Raw genomic sequence first — 20,382 nt, forward strand, 5'->3', positions numbered from 1 at the left:
TTTAAAATCAATGATATATATCGATTTATTCTGTCGCTTGGTAGTGTTAAAGTAGTCCTTGTTGAACGACAGACATAAGGACACTTTCTATGATTATTCATTCTCGCAATTTACGATTTTTTCCGGATTCAAACCCAGTTCACAATATGGGTAAGATTGAGCCGGATTTCTATATTCCCCGTGTGAAGTATGTGTATGAGTTTGACTTGTACACCTTTGATGAGCGCAATGATCACGCTAATTATTTAATGGGCAGTGCGGCGCAGCGCCTTAAAAAAGCCATAGTCGATGCTTTGGAAGAACGCGTCTATAACGACGCTAACTTGGCGGCGACGTTCTGGGTATCGCGTCAGCGTGTCTTGGATTCCTTCGCGACAGATCCTATTTACATTGCTTCGGTGGAGGACCTTGAAGAGTGGATCGACTTTGAGGAGCTAGCAGAGGACTTCGAGGAGTACTTCGAACTTGAGGAATTAATCAATGAGACGGGATTCCTACGTGCGGTCGATGTGCGTACTTGGCGAGAAGGTACCTCGAAGGTAGAGCCTTGGTTTCATGTGGAGAGCAGCCAAATTTGGTATCCAGATCAACAGCAGAAGTGGTTCCTATGGGATAACGGCGAAAGTGTTGAGTGCGGTAGCTTTGGTTGTTTCGATGAGAAAGATGGCAAGGTAAAACTTTCTCGTAAGAACATCTTGAAAGATGGCGATCGTACCATGGTGGCGTACGGTGATGAGCAGCACGCACAAGCCGAGCTTTATGAGATATTAGAACACATGCTGGCTAAGATCGTTGGTCATCGCTCGGATTGTCTTAGCGTTAAATCGATTACGTTTGAACTGCACGATAAACCAGGCGAAAAGAAAGCGCCGCTAAAGGCTGTGCCACGATCGTCTGACGAGTGGGTGCCCCGCAAAATCAACCGTAATGGATCACGTAAGTCGAAGAAGTAAGGAGCACTGATATGGCGATCTTACGTGAACACATAGAAACCCGTGACAAGCGATTATCAGAGCTCGTCGCTTTGCAAGCTCACGATGAGGCCTTCTACTTAGAGAGCTCAGCACTGGTTTGGGAGATTACCTACCCAATCAAAGAGAGGCTACTGATTCAACCCTATCTACCGATTCACGAAGGCATAGTCATTAAGCGCAGTAAGCTTAATGACGACCGCTGGCAGGAGATCGAGCAGGACGCGGGTTTGCCATTGCTGACTTGGGCACAAACGTGCCCAATCTTGGCTGAAGTAGTGCGCTTCTTACCTGATGACGTAAAAAAGATAGCTCTGTCGGTTCGGTATTTACAGATCTCGATGCTCAATATGTGCCATCAATCTGATGCGTTTAAACAACTGTGTGAGTCAGATTTTAATTTGGCCTGGCTGTTCTTGGACCATGCCCAGCAAGCGCAGTTGGCAAAGGATGATGTCGAGCATTGGTTAACACGCCCGCGTGTAGATTTATTAGAGCTTGTGGCAGGACATCGTAAGAAATGGATGCTCAAGTGGCTACGAAAAGTGAGCGCCAATGTAGGTGATGTGCATGATTGGCAACGACTGCAAAAATGGTTACGTGATCCGCAGCACGTCGCTTATCTAAATGGTTTCGGGCAAGCGAGTGTGTCTTTCTTACAAATTCAGACTTTGTTTGATTTGCCGGTGGATATTCGCCAATGGAAAGAAGACTTAGAAGAGGTCAAATCGCTCTCAGGCAAAGATATTCGCAGTTGGCTGTGGGAAGTGAAGAATATTGCTGTAGATACTCAGCGTATTGGTAAGGCACTAGGCATTCCTGCTTGCAGCCACTTTGATCGCTTGTGTTCGTTTGCTGGGCTTAAAAAGCGTCATGATAAATGGACAGAACGCTTGATTAAGGCGCTACCCAACGAAGCAGGGTTGTATAGTGTCTTTCCTAAACCGCCTTTAGAGGGTTCTGAGTTGATTAAGCCGATCCGTACAGGGTTCGCCCTAATCGAAGAGAGTGAGCGGATGAAGCATTGTGTGGCCAGTTACAGTGACGCAATCAAACAATGTGAATGTTATATCTATCAGTATTTGGGCGAACAGCGTGCAACGGTAGAGCTGACTTGTTTGAACGGTGTCTGGAATCTAGGGCAGATCAAAGGCCGTGAAAATGCCGAGGCGACACCGGAAACGTTAAAGGCGGTACAGGATTGGTTTGATCAATATGAAGGTTCTTTGGCGACTTATCAAAAGCGTCGTCGAGCTCTAATTGCAAAGCCTAATGATGTGTTCTTTCCACTGCCACCGTACGAGTCAGATGGACGTATGACAGCCATCGAAACGGAGGGCATGTTTCATAACGAGCAACGTTATATGAATGGGCATATTCAAAGCACTATTGAGCAGATTCGAAATGGTGAGCGTTATGTCTATCGAGTGGACGAACCAGGTAAAGAACGCGTGATTGAATTTGAGTGTTTGGGCGATGGTCGTTGGGAAGTGATTAATGCCGTCCGTCGTGATGGGACTCGACGTCAATATGATACAGATTTTTTGGAATGGTGGCTTGCAGTAGCCAATGGAGAGCAGGATTGGATGATATTAGAGCAAGGAGAGGGGTTATGAGTAAAAGCCAATCCGAAATGATGTTTGCGCTGGCCGAAGATCGAGTACCTAATATTCTATTGGTGGGGATTGGAGGCTGTGGATGCAGTGCAGTGGAAATAATGATGCATTCTGCCATAGCTGAAAAGGTGACTTTGGCTGCAATCAATACAGACCAACGAGAGCTCAAGTTAACAAAAGCCCCAGTACAGATCCCAATAGGAGAGGTACTTACGAAAGGCCTTGGAGCCGGCTCGATGCCTCATGTTGGCGAGCAGTCTGCTCGTGAGTCAATCCAGGGTCTCGAAGCACTGATTCAAGGCGCAGACTTAGTCATCACTGTTAGCGCAGGTGGTGGCGGGACTGGTACGGGGGCTACGTCAGTATTACTAGAAGTATGTGAACAGCTTCGTGTGCCGACCATTGCATTTATCGTGCGCCCTTTCAGCTTTGAAGGTAAGCGACGTTTAGTCTTAGCTGATACGTTAATTGAGCGTTGTCGCAATCTAGCGGGAACGACCTTTGTTCTAGAAAATGCCAAGCTACAGCAGGCGTTAGGTGCGGACGTCAGGCTCGACGATGCTTTGGAAGCCGCAAACCACTATATCAATGAACTGGTCTCGGGATTGTTGGCAACCATTGATAGTGAGGCGATTGCACGGATTGATTTTGCTCACTTGCTATCGGTTTTGTCGGGTCATGGAGTAGGGAGAGGCAGCGTTATCGAAGCCGAGGACTCTGAATCCATCATTGAGAAGATTACTGACTTTCCATTGCTACAAGACGCCCAATCTTTAGAAGATGACGATAGTATCACCAAGATTCTGATGCATATTTGGGCGCCTGAGTCTTTCACTCTCGCTGATTATGCAGAGATCAATGAAGCGCTTCATGAACAGTTATCAAGCTATGCAGATTTGACCAGCGGGTTTAGTGTTTGGGATACCCCCAGCTTTCGTGTTGTGCTTTTTGTTAATCAAATATCGAAGTGATTCATAGCGTGTTAATGCTCAATCAGAGGGTAGGCGGCATCGCCCCATACTTGATGCTGTCCTGCCATCATAAGTTCGATAAAGAGCGGAACGATATCAAACATCAATGCCGAACAGTCCGCCAGTTGCTGACGGTTGGCACCACTACCGTAAGTCGCTCCACCGTGCATGATTTGGTTTCTTAGAACATAGAGGCGAGACAAGATGATAGACAGCACGGTTGTCGTGTCATTATGTGCTAAAGCGGTGTGCGCGGCTTTCATTGCTTTGTTTTTTGCTTCAATCCAAGCGTTTTCTTTGATGTCTCCAGACTGGAATCGCCAATAATCAGCAAGAATAAATTGATTGTTAAGTATAGAGCGAATGTTACTGGAGTATTGGCTCCAAACTAGATTGTAGAGCTTTTTCTCAGAGTCCAATGAGACCAAACGCTCGATGAAAGCGATGTAACGTTCTCGTTCAGTATCGTAGTGCTTTTGACCTGATTCTTGTGCATACGCAGAGTTGAAAGCAATCCACAGAAAGATAAATTTTGAGTCATCATCCTCCACTTGTTCGGCTTTATTGAGCCAGCTAAGTGCTCGATGAAGTCTCAAGGATAATGCGTTTGACGCGTAGTTCTCGCGTTCCGAACGGTGGCGTGCTTTTAACTCCGTGTAATTCATATTGCGTCCTAGCATTCATTTAGAGGTAATGGCTTGAATGATAAAACTATATGGATGATTGCAGAAGCGCAATGAAAGATTATAGTAATGAGTACTATGAAGACTCTAAATCACGAGAGCTAACAAAGCTCCAAGAAACGAGGTGAGTAATAATGTTTATTGAAATCGCTATATTTGTGGCAGTAACTATCACGTCAATAATAACGTACTGTATCTGCAAGTATCGCTAGTGATATTTTGAAAATGATCTAGTGGGTAACGTAAACATCACTCGCTGAGATCTGGCTGGTGGTTACATACGTGATCCAAAATAATTTCTGACAAGAAATAAATTTTCGATAGAGGGGTCGTCTAGCAGCAATTCCTTCGCTGTACGCCCGTCGAATGGTGAAGCCTTGCTTGCTCTATTAAAAAAAGTATATTCCTGTCCCGATGGAGCTGTTGAAGCCAATGCCTTGTGAACACCTGCTAATACACTGGCTCGCATCAGAGTGTTTTCATCGAGCTTGAAGTCTACTTCGTCAGCTGCAAGCTCTAACCATGCTTGATATTGTTCTATTGAAGTGGCTAATAAAATGCACATTTCATCTGTTGTAAGATTCCACCTATCTTCGGAGCGCATTGTTTCCAACCATTCGATTGCGGTTCTTTCGATACCTGTCATGTCATTATCGAGCATTGCATTACCTTCTATCAGCGGGGATTAGAGCATTTCAAATGAAAATATACTCGTTAGGTCGCTGCTTTGGAAATTCAAACAGCGACCTAATTCGTTAGAAACCAAGTACCCGATGCTCCCAGATTTCATAAGGGCGCATATTAATAAGCTGACTCAATAGTTCGCCAGTCGCACCGACATCATCATTCTGCTTATTCACATGATAAGCAAGTTCTAGAATGAACGTGTCATCATCAAGTGTGTGTAATTGCTCGGATAAGCATTTCATCACGTCTGTTGAAGTCTCATGACTGAGATTGCTCAATACATTAAAACAAAATGACTGTTCAGATTGTGACGGTAAAAATTGTATGCGTTGCCTAATGGCTTGTAGGAAGCGTTCGCGATCTGTTTTGGAGTTAGCCGTAGCTTGACCTAACGCCTTTGGTGTCGTTAGAGGTTCAACAACGGGCTCGTACCATGCTAAATAATAGAAGTGGCCATTTCGAAAGCGTTTAATTGCTGCTTCCAGTTGGACGTAATCCCCAATGAAGTGATTAATCGCTAAAAAATGATTGCCGAGTAAACGTAGCTCTAAGGTGTTGTGATCCTGTACATCTTTAATCGTCGCTATGCGAACGGGCCAGCCTGATGCTGTGATTTTCATTTGTACGGACGCTAGCAAATAACAGCCTTTGAAGCGTTGGTGAGTCATGGCTTCTGATAGGTTAGGTTGAGCATTCAAGCTATGCATATTTCGCCCCCAGTTTGCTTTGTAATAACTTTTCAATGGCTGAGCCGTCCATACGTGTTAGGTTTGGAACGTATCGTGAGTAGACTCGAAAGAGCATTGATGTATTGGCATGGCCCATCTGACGAGCAATCCACTCAGGGGATTCGCCGGAAGCAAGCCATAAAGTCGCTGCGGTGTGACGCGTTTGGTAAGGGCGACGCTTCTCTAGACCTAGACGTTTTAGTAGTGGATACCAGATACGCTGCGTTACATTGTTATGATTGATCGCTTCACCATGACGATTACAGAACACAAATTTCTCAAAATGCTCTGAGTGTTTTCTCTGGCGGAGTAGGGCGTTATAGACTGGAGTACTCATGTGAATGTCGCGGACTGACGATTCAGTTTTGGTAATATCTTCTTCACCTGCAACAATGGTCTCACGAATTTTTATGACTCGATGTGAAAAATCGACATACTTCCATTTCAAGCCATCTATCTCGCCAGTACGCATACCGGTAAAAAACCGAATTAGAAAGTAGTCTCGATAGTCTGGTCGAACGGTATCAAGAATGAGGTTTACTTCTTCGAGTGTAAATGGGAATGCATCAGTTTTAGGGCTCTTCAAAGGCTTGATACGAATGTATGGCGTGGTAAAGTTGTACTCGTCGGCGGCGTCCTCAAATATGCGTTTTAATGGATTAATGATCTTGTTTATGCGTGTGTTGGCTAGGCTTTCTTTACCATTTCGACCCGGAACTTTGGCGAGTGAGGTTCGAAATTTAAGAATGTCATTACGGGTGATGTCGTCGACCTTTAGCTTTCCAAAGAAAGGCAAGTAGTATTTCTTGACGATGCTCTCGATGTTCACAATATGTGATCTGCGCCATGAGATCTTATTGCGATCAATCCAGCCTTCAATGAATACTTCAAAAGTGGGTATTTCACCTTGGTTTTTAAGAGCTTTCCACTCTTCAGGGCTATGGATTTGTAGCTCAAGTTCCGTGAACTGCTCCGCAACTTTGCTGCTTGGAAAGTAAGTCTTGTAGCGAAAAGTCCCTGAGATCATCTCGGACTCAATTTGCACTAGAGTGCGCTCGAGTTTTTTACGATTCGCCAGAGTGGGTTTCAAAGTTGTTTGTTCTCGACAACGTTTTCCCATGTAGCGAAAGTCAAGATATAGCGTATTGGTTTCCTTTCGGATACTGACACTAGCCATGTTAAGCCTCCTCTGTAAATGCCAAAGCTAGAGAATCATCTTGGCTCACCATATCTGCTTCGATGTTCTCCCAGATGAAAAGGATTTTGCGGCGGTTGAATGGACGGATGTAATGGCGTCCCTCGAATAAACATGAATCCAAAAGCTCATTGCGGATCGTGCGTGGAGTGTAATGGATTCTCTCTGACAACTGTTCTGTGCTAAGGTAAGTGCTCATATATAGATCCTTTAGTATTTATGCTTGTTCAAATGTTAAAATAATTTAACATTTAGAATTAGCTTAATAGGCATTAAAGTACCTGTCAAGATATTAATGTTAAATTATTTATACATATGTATGGTGTAAGGTTTGTTAAGATTCAAGCTTAAAGAGATGCTGGCAGAAAAGTCGTTCCAAGAAGGGCGCCGTATTACGATGGTTGAGGTTGCTGAGAAGACAGGGATAAGCCGTATTACCTTGTCAAAAATGGCAAATCAAAAAGGCTACAGCACTGTCACAGACAACCTTGATAAATTATGTGCTTATTTTGGGTGTACATTGTCTGAAATTGCTGAATATTTGCCTGAAGAAAAGTAGGGCGCTCTAAATGGGGGTTATTACTATGTTTGAAATTGAGTCTACCCCTGAGCTAGGAACTGAACTTCTGGAGAGATGGGCTGAGGCGTTTCCAACTTCTGTTGATTTGGTCGCGCAGCATGTCGGCCTACCATTAAATCCTTTGAAGTCGCTAGATAGTAAAAGCCTTGAGCTCACTCATACTCGATTGCTCGATATCCATAAATTACTGTGTCGAGTTCGGCCATGGTTTAACTCTGATAAAGCAACATGGGAATGGTTCATCAATGAACCATTGGCGCCGTTCAATGGTTTGACCCCTTCTGACGTTGTTAAGTCGTACCATAATGGAGGAATCGAAGCCCTTCACGAGTGGGTGGATGGTCGAGAGTTGGGAGGATTTCAATGAGGGCTTCTTTTCAGACTTTCAACTGATGTTATGGTGCTATGACAAAGTGTCTAGGAGTGAAAATGTTTTATGTAGGGGTTGTGTATTATTTCGCCACAGGTGAGGGCGCAACACTTTTTGTCGCTAGTGGTAGTGAAGAATCAATTCGGGAATTTATTCCTGAATACTTCCAACAAGGGCTAACTCTTTTAACTCCTTCTGAGTGGCTTAAAGCGGCAGACGGAAATTGTGACGACGATTACCACCAATCGCATGCGGAAATTCTCAAAGCTTACTTGCCGCTCTTATGGAAACAGATCGAAGAATTAGCTTTAGGTCGAGGGTGCCATCTGAAATTTTCCTTGGAGCATCATTTTAATTACGGCTGATATTGAGGAAGGCTAACCAGAATAAGCTCAAGCTAAGTTGAGAGGAGCATACTAATGACTTCAAAGGCATTGAATAAACAGATCAGGCTAACGGCAAAGGGAATGGATCGTTTCGTGGCAGCGCTTGAATCTCCGCCGAAAATAACTGGTCTTGATGAAGCATATTTGCGTTGGAGAGCAGCTTATAACGGAGAAAAGAGATTTCGTCGAAGAAATAAGGTTTAAGCTAATTTAATCGCCAATTACGTTCGTCCTTCCAAGATGGCCATTTTGCAAGCATTGCAATGCTGAACAATAGCTACGACAGGGGATACAATGGAAGTGACGAAGGCGTGAATGAAATAATTCTTCAAGCTGACCGTGAGGCAATCGAAGACTCAAAACAATAAAGAGAGTTATTGAGATCATAAAAAAGGCTTTCAACCGAAAGCCTTTTTTAAGCTGCCTTATTGTTGGCTATCGAGGACCAAAGTCAAAACTTAAGTCGCTGTAGATATTATGGTCAGAATCAAAAGCTCCCCTATTTCGCTTATTTAATACCGCTTCACCAGCGTCACTTTCAGACGAAACCGAAACATTTGGCGTTGCTTTGTAGTGACTCCATTCCTCTGATTTAATCCTTGCTTTGCTTTTAGCATAATTAGGATGAAGCTTTCCATAAGCTTTTTCTTGGTTTGCTATCCTCATCCAAGACAATGCGATCGAAAAGCTGAAAGGGCAGATGATACCTAGAACAGGAGTTAAAAATAGAGCAATTACCCCCCATAGAGTCGCACCAGTTGCTGTAGATGAAGGCACAAAAGACACAAACACCTTTGAAATCACCCCTAGAACCATTGCAACAAACAGCGCCCCAACAATAGCAAGAGTGTTATCGATTTCCAAAGCTGCCAGAAGAAAACTAAGAACCAGAACTAAAAATGCGTTACCAATGAACCCTATCTTACCAACCAGTTTAGAAAGCCCACTAGTCGGGGTGTAAACACGAAATAAGCCAAAACCTGCGTATAGGACTACAGCAGCATTGAAGGTATTAGCTCCTACAAACAAAGTAAGGTATCCCCCCCAAAGTAGCATTCCCGCATACGCGCTAGTTGCTGTTGAAGCGCTATTTAGTTTGTTATTAAATCCTTTCAAGCTTTTTAACATTCCCATTTTGAGTTCGCTTAAATTTATTAGTAGATAGGGATATTCTGGATTCAACGGCGGCTACCAATTAGTAGCAGCCGTTACTATTGTTTATAGATCGCGATTACGATAACGATAATGCATGTTATGTGAATACATCGAATAAGAGGGGTCTACATACTCATCCTTCAATCGTGTTGCTTGATCATCTTTATAGTGGTTATCAAATCGAAACGTTAGCACTGTTTTGGGATTATTAGCGTATAAACCAATCTTTTCTCCAATCCCTACCATAACACTTGCATACGCTGTGAAAATGAATGTCACACCGAAGTAATCCTCTCCCCCGAACAGCGCAAGCACAGCCTGTATTGATGCTATAGCGATGAAGCCTGATACACTCTTGCATTTCATAAGAGCAATTGAAAACTTCATACCCACTTTCAATACAATAGTTACAAGCACTAAAGCGAACACGAAGCCAGCCAAGTCAAATGATTCAAGAGTTTGACTAACAGAGTTGGCCCCCAATTCTTGAGCGACTTTTTTGAGGCTTACGAATACAACAACCATCGCTAGAACAGCCCCAATATGACCACCAAACAATTTTTTGGAGCTTAGGTTGGTGTTTGGATACGCACAGATAAAGATGTGAGACATAGCAGAAATAATAAAAGCTACGATATATTCCAGAGGTATTCCACCTGCTAAATACGCAGCCACACCGCCAGTAAGAGCGATGGTTAAAACAAGCGTTAGAGCCACTAAGACTTTGCTTTTTTCTATTGCATGCTGGATATGTGGTTCGTCAGAGTTTCGATGTGACTTTTTCGCACTTGAAAGGTTTGCGCTTCCATCCTTCCACGGGTCAACATTTACTGATTTCATCCCTGTAACTCCCTCTAAAACTAATTTCTGATACGCCACATATTAATTAAGATTATTTTCGCTCAAAAATCATACAAATACCAACTGAATAAGAAAAAAGAGTTGTATATTTACCTACATATTACGGATCTCAGCGTATTTTCGGCTTTGGGCCAGCGAACCTTCGAACGGTTCAATTACACTATTGTTTGTGATGTGATGAAGTGGACTTACAGCTATCCATTGCCATATGTATTAAACGGCACCTCAATGGGGGAGACCATTGAGGTGCTTGAGAGCGCTTAGGAAGGGAGGTTTAATTCGCTCATAAGTTGTTGGTGAATTTCATAAGCGTATACCACGGTATGCTTTTGAACTTCATGACCCTGTATGAATAGTTCACCGTAGATGGTTTCATCTGGGTACTCTGTAATGAGTTGCAAAGGAATATCTGTTTCTTTGCTCTCAGAGATGAGGCATGGAAAACCATTGATCAGTTCGAAGTTAGTTATACCAGCATGCTGGTTATACAGGTCCACTTGCTTTTGGTTAAGCTCGGATACTCCAGGAATGCTCATGAGCTTTTCGGTTAAACGCTCGGTGAACTTGAGTGTGTATTCTCTCCAAAAGTCAGTAGGGTGATGGCGCAATATTAAGAAAAACCCTTTAGGGATAGTCCACATATCAAACCCTAATGGAACATAGCCTGAAAAGGGTCTAACCCACTCATGAGAAGGGTAGCCATGAAGGTTAATATGGAGTTCAGCCTGACTTATTTCTCTTGCTTTAAAGCGAATCTCTTTCTCATACATCGGTCCTTTTTTACGATATTCGAGGTCGTCTCCTAACGCGGTATACCTTGCAGCATGATGCATATGGAAAGGGTTATCTTTGATGAGTGTCTGATGAAGACTATAGCCATCAGGGTTTTCTAATGGAGAAATGACAAAGTTAGAATTTTGCTTTTTAGACAACTCTAAGGCGCCACGAAGTGCTCCGATGACTCCTGTCGTTTCATTTGCGTGTTGGCCCCCACTGATCATGACAGGGATGTCCGAGCCATGATGATAACGAGCGGCTACCTTTCTTCCTGAGATAGAGTGAGCGTCAAGCTCTGTGCCCGAGATTTGCGCCAGCTCCTGAGCAATTTGGTGGGTACTCAGTGGCTTGGTGGCAGAGTCGATTGGCTGTAAATGCCCACTCTCTGACATATTGTAGGGCTGAGTGCGCATTTTCAGGGTTAACTCATCTGCATGTGAGTGAATGACTGAAGGGACAATTTGCCCAGGCTGTCCTTCACGGTCTTTGGGCTGGTAGCCCGCTTTGACCTTAAACCATTCTTGCAAAGAGAAGTACAAATCTTCATGAAGGGCCTCTGTAAGGCTAATGTTTTCTTGTTCGTAACCGATTGGCTGGTCTGGCCACGGCAGTTCGACGTCAATGCTCAACGTTTCAAAAAATGGCTCTTGACCTGTCCAATTATGCTCAGTAACGACTTCTAACACGCAGTTGAATAATTGTTCGTAGTCTGTTTCGAGTCGTTCATCAGTCTCGAGTTCGCCATTTTCGTCGTGTACTTTTAACCAGCCAGTAGGGGATAGATGCTCTTGATTTATTACATCAGTGTGAGTGTGATTTGGCGCAAATACTTTATGTTCAGTGTACATTCCAGACCGGGAGTGAAGTATCACTCGGTACTGATGGTCACTGCTGTTATCTGGATGAAATGCGATTTCTGCTTTTCCTGTTAGAGCAGCAAGCGGGTAGGCTTCTAGAAGAAACCTATTATCCGATGCTTTTTGATGAACAGGATAAAACACTTCCACTTTTTTTAAGTTGCTGTCATTGAGGTTTAAGTCCTCAAGCATAAAGTGCAGCAGTGGCTTGTAAGCACTGCGCACCTTGGCTTTGATGCCTGCGTTTAGAAGGCTTCTTTCGATACTTTGGCGCTTCTCTCTGTCAGCAAAGATCCAAGCCTCAATGAGTCGTCCTTTGCTGGCTTCAGTTGAGAATCGCTCAATAAGATGATTTCCAGTAGATTGAAACGTTTTTGTGAAAGTAATACTCATTTTGCGGTCCTACCTGTTGGGTCTAAGCTGTCTCGAAGCCAATCACCGAGTAGATTTAAGCCAAGTACAGTTAGAAGAATTGCCAGTCCTGGGAAAACGCTCACCCACCACGCGGTTTGTATATAAGTACGCCCATCAGCGAGCATGCCACCCCAGCTAGGGGTCAAGGGGTCAACGCCCAAGCCCAAGAATGTAAGGCTGCTCTCAAGCAAAATGTTGTTGGCGACGTTCAGTGTCATTAACACAATCACCGGACCGATCAGGTTCGGCAGGAGGTGACGAAATAGAATATTTAAATGACTCACACCAATCGCTTCTGCGGATTGAATGAACTCTCTATCACGAAGAGACAGGACCGAGCCTCGAACCAATCGTGCGTACTGCACCCATTGGGAAATGATCAGCAGAATGATCATATTAGTGAGCCCGCCGCCTATGATGGCGATGAATGTGATGGCAAGCAGGATAAAGGGCATCGCCAGCTGGACATCGGCGAAGCGCATCACAATAACATCCCAAAAACCTCGGTAATAGCCAGAGATCAAGCCCATGATGACACCAAGAACGACAGCGCCTGCAACCGATAAAAACCCTACCTGTAGAGAGATTTTTCCGCCTGAAATAACCCGTGCCATAATGTCTCTGCCCAGAGGATCTGTGCCAAGCAGGTAGTCTGGGTTACTAAACGGCTCTAACAGGCGCGCGCTCAGATTGATCTTGTCTCCACCTTGGAAAATAAAATCGGAAAGAAGCACGAGTAGACAGATAGAGCCAGTAAGTAGGAACCCCAGTATGAACTCTAAGCTTTTATAATTTGATAAGTTGCTGCTGAAACGGTTAAACAACATGTTAAGACTCCGTGCGAATTCGAGGGTCGATAAGGCCGTAAGCAATATCCACTAACAGGTTTACTCCGACGATGAGCATGGACAGTACGGTAATCACGGCTTGGAGAACGGGGTAATCCCTTGAGCCAACGGCATCAAACGCCAAGGTGCCAAGGCCAGGCCAGTTGAACACTCGCTCGATGACAACGATGCCGCCTAAGAGACCACCAAATTGAAGGCCAAAATACGTAATCAAAGGAATGGCGCAGTTGCGCAATGCATGTTTGTAGAGGACTTTGTTTTCACTTAGGCCTTTTGCGCGCGCGACCATGATGTACTGAGACTGCAAGGTTTCTAACATTGACGAGCGAACCAAGCGCACATTGGTTGCGGTGAGTATGATCGCCATAGTGAACGCCGGCATGATGAAGCTTGTGAAGTCTGTCATGCCGCTAGGTGGAAGCCACTGTAGCCAAATTGAGAACACTAAGACCAGCATTAGCGCTAGCCAGAAGTTCGGAAATGATAAGCCAATGAGAGACACGATACGGATGACTTGGTCAGCCCATTTGCCTTTTGATACTGCTGCTTTAATGCCTAATGGAATTGAGATGGCAATTGAAACAAACATTACGCAGGTAGCAAGTGCAAGTGTTGCAGGAAGAGATTGAGCTATGAGGGTGGATACAGGGGTACCGCCTAAAAAGCTGCGTCCAAAATCCAAAACAAGCAAGCTTTGCAAAAATTCTAAATACTGAGCCACAAAGGGCTTATTGATGCCAAGTGATTCGCGAATCATTTGTAAATCCGCCTCAGTAACGCTCCCTGCGCCTTGTGTCAGCATTAATGCTGGGTCGCCCGTTAGGCGTATTGCGTAAGCGACAATTAGAGTAATAGCAAGCAGTACAAAGACTGCTTGAAATAGGCGCTTTAATAAAAAGCTTCCCATACTTAATCCTTTTAACAGTGATGACTCAAGCGAGTGATGCTTGATGGCGTTCTTTTTAAAAGTTGTCTACGGCATTCTTCGTGTACTAATGCCGTAGACAAGGTGGTATTTAATCGACGTAGACCTCATTTAGGCGAAGTCGATTATCTGGGACTGGTGTAAAGTCTTTAACTTTCTTCGAAATACCGAAGATGGCATCTTGACTGTAAAGCGGCATCTCAAGCGCTCGATCAGCAGTGTATCGAGCGATCGACTGTAAGATCTCTTCACGTTTTGACATATCGGTAATGGAGCGTTGCGACTCCAGCATTTCGTCTAGTGCGCTATCGCTGTCGTATGGATTCCACTTTTCGCCAGTGTGGTACATGAAGTACGCTGTGTTGTCATAATCAAGCGTCCAGCCGCCCCATTTTTGTTGGAACATTGCACCGGTTTTACCAGACGGAATGATGTCATTTAACAGCACATTGGTTTCGTATGGCTTAATCGTTGCGTTAATGCCTACGATTTGCAGGTAACTTGCGACGGCTTGAGCCACTTCGCTGAACGTTGCGTCATTGCCACGAATGTCGATTTGCAGTTTTGTGCCGGGTTTAACGCCAGCCTCTTTCAATAGCTGCATTGCTTTATTCGGGTCATAAGGAAGAGGCGCCATGTCCGGGTCATTACCAAAGGAAATATCACTCTGGAAGCTGGAAATTTGAGCCGCTTGACCGCCTAGGATGGAATCAATAATTGCTTGTCGGTCGACCCCATAAATTAACGCTTTACGTACGCGTTCGTCTTTCGTGATTCCATCACGAGTGTTAAAGCGTAGAGCAAATACAGTTGGACTTGCTGTAGTTACAACGTCTAGCTTTGGATCGTCTTCGATGGTGCTAATCATGCCGATCGGGATAGTCGGTGGAATCACCAAATCAACACGTCCAGATTGCAATTCGGCGACTGCAGTAGAAGGCTCACTGATAAAACGGTAGTTCAAGTGATCAAGCTTTGGAGCACCGCCCCAGTGATTCTCGTAAGCACTTAGATCGATGCGCACTTTTGGCTCGTAGGTCTCAAATTTAAATGGACCAGTACCAACAGGATGCGTGTTGAAAAACTCTTCGCCGTACTCTTTTATGTAGTTCGGCGGCACAATCATCGCACCGTAGCCTGCCAATTTAGTTAATAAAACAGGATCAGGGGCGTTTAGATGAAAATCAACCGTTAGAGGGTCGATCACTTCAACAGACTGGATCGCAGCATAGTTAGAACGTTGAGGTCCCTTTTTACCTTCTTCGCCCATAAGCCGATCAAAAGTAAATTTAACGGATTCTGCGTTAAATGATTCGCCGTTATGGAAGGTTACATTTTCACGCAGGTGAAAGCGGATTCTGCTGCCTTCATCCAATTGCTCCCATGACGTTGCTAGTCCAGGTTGTAGCGTCAGGTCAGGGGCGCGGTAGGTGAGACCGTCATAGATGTTGGTCGCTACCGAAGACCAGTTTACCAAGAAGGTGTCTACTGGGTCCCAGCTGCCTGGATCTTGCGGTGATGAAACTGTCAGCGTGCTTGCTAAAGCGGGTAGCGCTAAGGCGAAGCTTCCGCTCAGTAACATCGCTTTTAAAGATGCTTTGTACATAAGATATTCTCCGTTCTTTTGTGATGAGTGTTGTTGTTTTATGACTGGGCAATAAAGTGCCCTGGAGCGATTTCCAGCTGAGTCAAGATCATTGGTTCATCACCAACCATCCGAACAGGGCTGGGGATTTCGCCCTCAATCTTGCTAAAGTCGCGCTGCACAAATGGATCGGCGACCGGTACAGCGCTTAGAAGTCGCTTGGTGTAAGGATGAGATGGCGTTTCCAGTACTTGCTGGCGAGAACCAAGCTCTGCTACTTGTCCGAGATATAAGACAGCGACGCGGTGACTCATCTTTTCAACTACTGCCATGTCATGGCTAATGAAGAGATAAGAAATCCCGTGTTCTTCTTGCAGTTCCATGAATAGATTGATGATTTGTGCTTGGATGGAGACATCCAGTGCAGACAACGCTTCATCTGCAATGATTAATTTGGGGTTTGAGGCCAGTGCTCGGGCGATACAAATCCTTTGGCGCTGGCCACCCGAGAACTGATGCGGATAGCGATTTGCGTGGTCTTTTGTTAATCCCACTCGTTCAAGAAGCTCCGTTACGCGCTTTTGAATGTTACCTTCCCCTTGAATAAGGTTATGTGTTCTGATCGGTTCAGCGATGGAAAAGCCAATGGTTTTTCTAGGATCAAGAGAGGCTAATGGGTCTTGGAAAATGTACTGAATTTCTTGGCGAAGCTTCTTGCGCTCGCTTTTAGATAGCTTGTCAAATGACTTGCCATTAAAGCTGATATCACCGCTTGTGGCTTTCTGAAGTTGTTGAATGGTGCGTCCAATCGTGGATTTTCCAGATCCTGATTCGCCCACCAATGCTAGGGTTTCGCCTTTGAAGATATCGAAGCTTACTTGCTCAACAGCGTGGACTCGATGAGTTGCTTTACCAAAAAAGTTCTTTTTAGTGTCGAATCTAGTAACAAGATTGCGCACAGACAATAAAGGTTCTGATTCATAATCAGCAGTATTCTGAATACACTCTTCGCCAATCACAGTTGGTTCGTTATTTTCAACGATAGTTATGGGGAAGCGCTTAGGGTAGGGTTGCCCTTCCATGGTGCCGAGTTTTGGCACAGCAGAAAGCAAAGCTCGAGTGTAGGGGTGCTTTGACTCAGTGAAAATCGTTGTTACAGGGCCTTGCTCGACTTTCTTACCTTGCCACATAACCACAACGTCATCTGCTACCTCTGCAACCACGCCCATATCATGAGTTATGAAAATCACGGCCATATTGAGCTCTTTTTGAAGCTCTTTCAGAATCGCCAAAATCTGAGCTTGAATCGTGACATCTAATGCAGTGGTCGGCTCGTCAGCAATCAGTATTTTTGGGCGACATGCTAGCGCCATAGCAATCATGACACGCTGCCTCATACCGCCTGATAATTGATGCGGGTAACGATCAAGCATTTCACTGGCGTCGGGCAGTCGCACCATTTTTAAGAGCTCGACAGCCTCTTTACGTGCAACATCTTGGCTGATTTGCTTATGTAACGTTAATGATTCACAAATCTGATCACCGATGGTGTATACCGGGTTTAGGGATGTCATCGGCTCCTGAAAGATCATGGCGATGTCTTTTCCGCGCACTTTGCGAATAGTGTTTAATGGTGCTTGGAGTAAATCGATGGTGCCGAAGCTCTCGGACTCAAACCAAATATGGCCGCTTGGGTAGTGAGCGCCAACGCCTTCAGCTAGGCGCATTATGGATTGAGAGGTAACCGATTTACCCGATCCAGACTCACCAACAATAGCAAGCGTTTTTCCTGCTTCGACGGTGAAGCTTAAATCTTCGATTACGCGATGACCGTCAAACTCTACTGACAAATTATCCACGCTCAGAATTGGCGTATTGGCAGTCTCTGGCACGATGTGTTCCTTATAGCCTTGGTGTGATTGCTGTGAAGTGTTAAGCAATAGCAAAGTACTCCTTGTGATCATTCTTATTCTTTACTGATTTCTATAATGTGTATTAAATTAAATGACATCCACTTATATTAATGCATAGTCGATAACTGAATGTTATTGAAAAGGGTTGAGAATGAAATTTAGGCAAATAGAAGCGTTTCGATTCATCATGCTACGAGGAACAACCGCCGCTGCCGCAGCAGAAATGCATATTTCTCAACCAGCTGTGAGTAGGTTGCTAGCAGATTTGGAAGATCATTTGGGTTTTCGACTTTTTGAAAGGAAAAAAGGGCGTTTACTGCCTACTTTAGAGGCCACAGACTTTTTTCGTTCCGTTGAAGAAAGCTTTCTAGGGCTTGAAAAACTGGAAGTTGTGGCAGGAAAAATACGTGCGAAGGCGCCTACTGAGTTAAAAATTGCCAGTACATCGGCCATTGCCACGACCTTACTGCCTATGGCGCTTAAAGAACATCTAAAATATTACCCGGTCGAACGGATTACTATTCACACCGATGGTATGTCTGAATTGGTGGCAAAACTGCAAAGTAATCAGGTCGATGCCGCGGTAGGGCTGGAGCTTCCATCACTAACGGGGATCGATAGGCGATCTATCGGCAAAGTTCGTTTTGTTTTTGCTGCGCGATATGATCATCCATTGGCAAAGAAAAAGGTTATCTGTGCGGAAGACTTAATTGGAGAGTCTGTTCTTAAGGTTGTAGACAGCTCACCAGTTTACTGGAGTGAGTTGGGTGGGGTACTGAGCTCGGTAAAAGATAAGCTCAACCAAGCGATTATGATTGACACTTCTCATACAGGATATTCGATGATTGCTGCAGGTCTTGCGGTCGCAGTAGTCGAGCCGTTTGCAGCAAATGTATGGAAGGCTAATGGCGTAATCACCCGACCATTTGAGCCAGCAATTTACTACCCTTATGGAATATCGTATCCAACAAATACTAGACCCCATGCGTCACTTTCACGATTTACTGAGTCAATATTACATGCTGCGCAAGAAATGCCTGAGTTTGGTTTAGTAGAGAGTGAAACCAAAAAATGATAACCAAGCACTTCTGTCGAAGAAATATATAAGTAGTAATACGCTACTTTAATTAACTGTATTTTTAATTAGCAAGCATTCTAAATTGAATACTGTTTAAATTGGCTAGCTAAAATGTAGCGGTTCGATACCGTATCTATATAGTCCCGGTGATTTCTTATTACTGAAGCTTGTGATAGGTTTTATTGGTTATTGGATTGTTGGTAGTTGCAGGGAAAAACTTAAAGTGGGGTGTATGGAAGCAGTTTTACTAACCTGGGTAGGTAAGCGTGACCTTGAAGCAATTACCTGTACTGATCAAGGCCCAGTTCTAAGTACCCTGAAGGCCTTCCAGTTTAGCAGGGTCGTTCTTTTAAGTTCTTATTCATCGAGTGAACTTCGAAAGTATAAGTCCTGGCTAGTTGAACGTTTAAGGGACTCTGCACCTTCGATTGAATCTCACCATGAGCCGCTCAATTCGCCAATAGATTTTACCAGCATTTACCAAGTGGCTGACCGACATCTCCAGCGTCTTCACTCTGACCAATCAAATCTCTCGATTTTACTTTCGCCTGGCACGCCAGCAATGCAGGCGGTATGGATATTACTAGGTAAAACTAAGTACCCGGTGACCTTTTATCAATCTAGTCGTGAGCAAGGGGTTGAGCAGGTCGAGATTCCGTTCAATATTGCTGCTGAATACATTCCTAGTGCGGTGTCAGTGAATGACCAACATTTAGCGAATCTGATCAATGACCAAGCACTCGTTCATGCTGCATTTGATGACATCATCACACAAGACCCTAATATGTTGCGCCTTAAGAAACAGGCGCAGATTTTGGCAGAACGTGAAGTGCCAGTCTTGATTCAAGGTGAAACGGGTACCGGCAAAGAGCTATTTGCCAGAGCTATACATAACGTTAGTCGGCGTGCTAATCAGCCCTTTATCGCATTGAACTGCGGAGCAATACCGCCAGAATTAATCGATACGACGCTTTTCGGCCATAAAAAAGGAGCGTTTACGGGGGCAGCCTCAGATAGAGCGGGTGTTTTTCAGCAAGCCCATGGTGGTACGTTATTCTTGGATGAATTTGGTGAATTAACAACAGCTGCTCAAGTGCGTTTACTTCGCGCGATACAAGAGGGCTTAGTCACGCCAGTAGGCTCTCAAAAAGAAGAATCCGTTGATGTCAGAATTATTACTGCGACACATCGAAATCTTATCGAAGACATCGCCAATGGGGGGTTTCGAGAAGACTTATTTTATCGTGTAGCGGTTGGCGTGCTAACACTGCCTCCTTTACGAAGTCGTGAAGGAGATCTACTGCATCTCTCTGAAACGCTGCTTGCAGGCCTAGCAAAACAAGATAAAGCGCTCGAAGATAAAAAACTTTCTGTTGATGCAAAAAATCTTATCCTACTGCATCTCTGGCCTGGCAACATTCGCGAACTACGCTCTACGATACTACGAGCATCACTATGGAGTAGTGATGAACTCATTAGTGGTGAGGAAATGCAGCAAGCATTTTTCCATCGGCCACAAAAACAAGATGGCCTGCTAGATAGGGATGTGTCTCAAGGTGTTGATATACAAGATATTATTTCGGAGTTGGTAGGTCACTATGTGCCGAGAGCACTGTTAGCATCCCAAGGCAATAAGTCCGATGCAGCTAAGCTTTTGGGCCTAAAAAACTATCAAACATTAAATAATTGGATTGAAAAACATAGGGTGAAAATAGATAACTAAGAATCTTGGCATGGATATAGCTAACCTCTCCGTATATTAAGTTATTAGGTGAATTAATT

21 protein-coding genes are annotated in these 20,382 nt (G+C 44.4%); 9 read left to right on the forward strand and 12 right to left on the reverse strand.

Features of this window, described 5'->3' with window-relative positions:
* Window positions 1–89 precede the first annotated feature (89 nt).
* From ACZ5DR_RS12495 to ACZ5DR_RS12505, 3 genes are read left to right on the forward strand one after another with little or no spacing between them, the layout of a single operon-like run.
* Window positions 90–953, forward strand: coding sequence for a hypothetical protein (locus tag ACZ5DR_RS12495; protein ID WP_377369810.1), 864 nt, complete (start codon window positions 90–92; stop codon window positions 951–953).
* Between the two features lie 11 nt (window positions 954–964).
* Window positions 965–2,587, forward strand: coding sequence for a PcfJ domain-containing protein (locus ACZ5DR_RS12500; protein ID WP_377369812.1), 1,623 nt, complete (start codon window positions 965–967; stop codon window positions 2,585–2,587).
* Window positions 2,584–3,558: an FtsZ/tubulin family protein gene (locus ACZ5DR_RS12505; protein WP_377369814.1), complete on the forward strand. Its 975-nt coding sequence runs from the start codon at window positions 2,584–2,586 to the stop codon at window positions 3,556–3,558. Before ACZ5DR_RS12500 ends, ACZ5DR_RS12505 begins: the two co-directional genes overlap by 4 nt.
* 11 nt (window positions 3,559–3,569) lie before the next feature.
* Here the strand turns inward: ACZ5DR_RS12505 and ACZ5DR_RS12510 are convergent, their stop codons facing one another.
* The 5 genes from ACZ5DR_RS12510 to ACZ5DR_RS12530 form a co-directional block, all read right to left on the reverse strand.
* Complete coding sequence (locus ACZ5DR_RS12510) at window positions 3,570–4,223, reverse strand: hypothetical protein (protein WP_377369816.1); 654 nt, start codon at window positions 4,221–4,223, stop codon at window positions 3,570–3,572.
* Window positions 4,224–4,515: 292 nt separating this feature from the next.
* Window positions 4,516–4,902, reverse strand: coding sequence for a hypothetical protein (locus ACZ5DR_RS12515; protein ID WP_377369818.1), 387 nt, complete (start codon window positions 4,900–4,902; stop codon window positions 4,516–4,518).
* Between the two features lie 94 nt (window positions 4,903–4,996).
* Window positions 4,997–5,635 carry a hypothetical protein gene (locus ACZ5DR_RS12520; protein ID WP_377369820.1) on the reverse strand — a complete coding sequence of 213 codons (639 nt, stop codon included), beginning with the start codon at window positions 5,633–5,635 and terminating at the stop codon, window positions 4,997–4,999.
* Entirely contained in the window at window positions 5,628–6,833 is a 1,206-nt protein-coding gene (locus ACZ5DR_RS12525) for an Arm DNA-binding domain-containing protein (RefSeq protein ID WP_377369821.1), read from the reverse strand. The genes ACZ5DR_RS12520 and ACZ5DR_RS12525 overlap by 8 nt, the downstream gene beginning before the upstream one ends.
* 1 nt (window position 6,834) lies before the next feature.
* Window positions 6,835–7,050, reverse strand: coding sequence for a hypothetical protein (locus ACZ5DR_RS12530; RefSeq protein ID WP_115466102.1), 216 nt, complete (start codon window positions 7,048–7,050; stop codon window positions 6,835–6,837).
* A gap of 132 nt (window positions 7,051–7,182) precedes the next feature.
* Here ACZ5DR_RS12530 and ACZ5DR_RS12535 point away from each other — a divergent pair, with 132 nt between their 5' ends.
* From ACZ5DR_RS12535 to ACZ5DR_RS12550, 4 genes are all read left to right on the forward strand, one after another.
* A complete protein-coding gene (locus tag ACZ5DR_RS12535; protein WP_377369824.1) occupies window positions 7,183–7,410 on the forward strand; it encodes a helix-turn-helix domain-containing protein in 228 nt (75 codons plus the stop codon).
* Between the two features lie 25 nt (window positions 7,411–7,435).
* Window positions 7,436–7,798 carry a hypothetical protein gene (locus ACZ5DR_RS12540; RefSeq protein WP_377369826.1) on the forward strand — a complete coding sequence of 121 codons (363 nt, stop codon included), beginning with the start codon at window positions 7,436–7,438 and terminating at the stop codon, window positions 7,796–7,798.
* A 62-nt stretch (window positions 7,799–7,860) separates the two neighbouring features.
* On the forward strand, window positions 7,861–8,166 hold the full coding sequence (locus ACZ5DR_RS12545; protein ID WP_377369828.1) for a hypothetical protein: 306 nt from the start codon (window positions 7,861–7,863) through the stop codon (window positions 8,164–8,166).
* Between the two features lie 54 nt (window positions 8,167–8,220).
* Entirely contained in the window at window positions 8,221–8,391 is a 171-nt protein-coding gene (locus ACZ5DR_RS12550) for a hypothetical protein (protein WP_377369830.1), read from the forward strand.
* A gap of 231 nt (window positions 8,392–8,622) precedes the next feature.
* Here the strand turns inward: ACZ5DR_RS12550 and ACZ5DR_RS12555 are convergent, their stop codons facing one another.
* From ACZ5DR_RS12555 to ACZ5DR_RS12585, 7 genes are all read right to left on the reverse strand, one after another.
* Window positions 8,623–9,369: a hypothetical protein gene (locus tag ACZ5DR_RS12555; protein WP_377369831.1), complete on the reverse strand. Its 747-nt coding sequence runs from the start codon at window positions 9,367–9,369 to the stop codon at window positions 8,623–8,625.
* A 36-nt stretch (window positions 9,370–9,405) separates the two neighbouring features.
* Window positions 9,406–10,182: a hypothetical protein gene (locus tag ACZ5DR_RS12560; RefSeq protein WP_377369833.1), complete on the reverse strand. Its 777-nt coding sequence runs from the start codon at window positions 10,180–10,182 to the stop codon at window positions 9,406–9,408.
* Window positions 10,183–10,463: 281 nt separating this feature from the next.
* Entirely contained in the window at window positions 10,464–12,230 is a 1,767-nt protein-coding gene (locus ACZ5DR_RS12565; RefSeq protein ID WP_377369835.1) for a M14 family metallopeptidase, read from the reverse strand.
* Window positions 12,227–13,078 (reverse strand): ABC transporter permease, encoded by an 852-nt coding sequence (locus tag ACZ5DR_RS12570; RefSeq protein ID WP_377369836.1) that lies wholly within the window; start codon window positions 13,076–13,078, stop codon window positions 12,227–12,229. The genes ACZ5DR_RS12565 and ACZ5DR_RS12570 overlap by 4 nt, the downstream gene beginning before the upstream one ends.
* 1 nt (window position 13,079) lies before the next feature.
* Window positions 13,080–14,006, reverse strand: coding sequence for an ABC transporter permease (locus ACZ5DR_RS12575; protein ID WP_377369838.1), 927 nt, complete (start codon window positions 14,004–14,006; stop codon window positions 13,080–13,082).
* A gap of 109 nt (window positions 14,007–14,115) precedes the next feature.
* Window positions 14,116–15,630, reverse strand: a complete 1,515-nt coding sequence (locus ACZ5DR_RS12580; protein WP_377369840.1) for an ABC transporter substrate-binding protein — start codon at window positions 15,628–15,630, stop codon at window positions 14,116–14,118.
* A 38-nt stretch (window positions 15,631–15,668) separates the two neighbouring features.
* Window positions 15,669–17,549 (reverse strand): ABC transporter ATP-binding protein, encoded by a 1,881-nt coding sequence (locus ACZ5DR_RS12585; RefSeq protein ID WP_377369842.1) that lies wholly within the window; start codon window positions 17,547–17,549, stop codon window positions 15,669–15,671.
* 124 nt (window positions 17,550–17,673) lie between these two features.
* On the opposite strand from ACZ5DR_RS12585, the gene ACZ5DR_RS12590 reads away from it, so the two are divergent.
* Both ACZ5DR_RS12590 and ACZ5DR_RS12595 read left to right on the forward strand, forming a co-directional pair.
* Window positions 17,674–18,597: a LysR family transcriptional regulator gene (locus ACZ5DR_RS12590; RefSeq protein ID WP_377369844.1), complete on the forward strand. Its 924-nt coding sequence runs from the start codon at window positions 17,674–17,676 to the stop codon at window positions 18,595–18,597.
* A 235-nt stretch (window positions 18,598–18,832) separates the two neighbouring features.
* A complete protein-coding gene (locus tag ACZ5DR_RS12595) occupies window positions 18,833–20,323 on the forward strand; it encodes a sigma 54-interacting transcriptional regulator (protein WP_377369846.1) in 1,491 nt (496 codons plus the stop codon).
* Window positions 20,324–20,382: the final 59 nt, after the last annotated feature.

It is taken from the genome of Marinomonas vaga, from assembly GCF_055388305.1.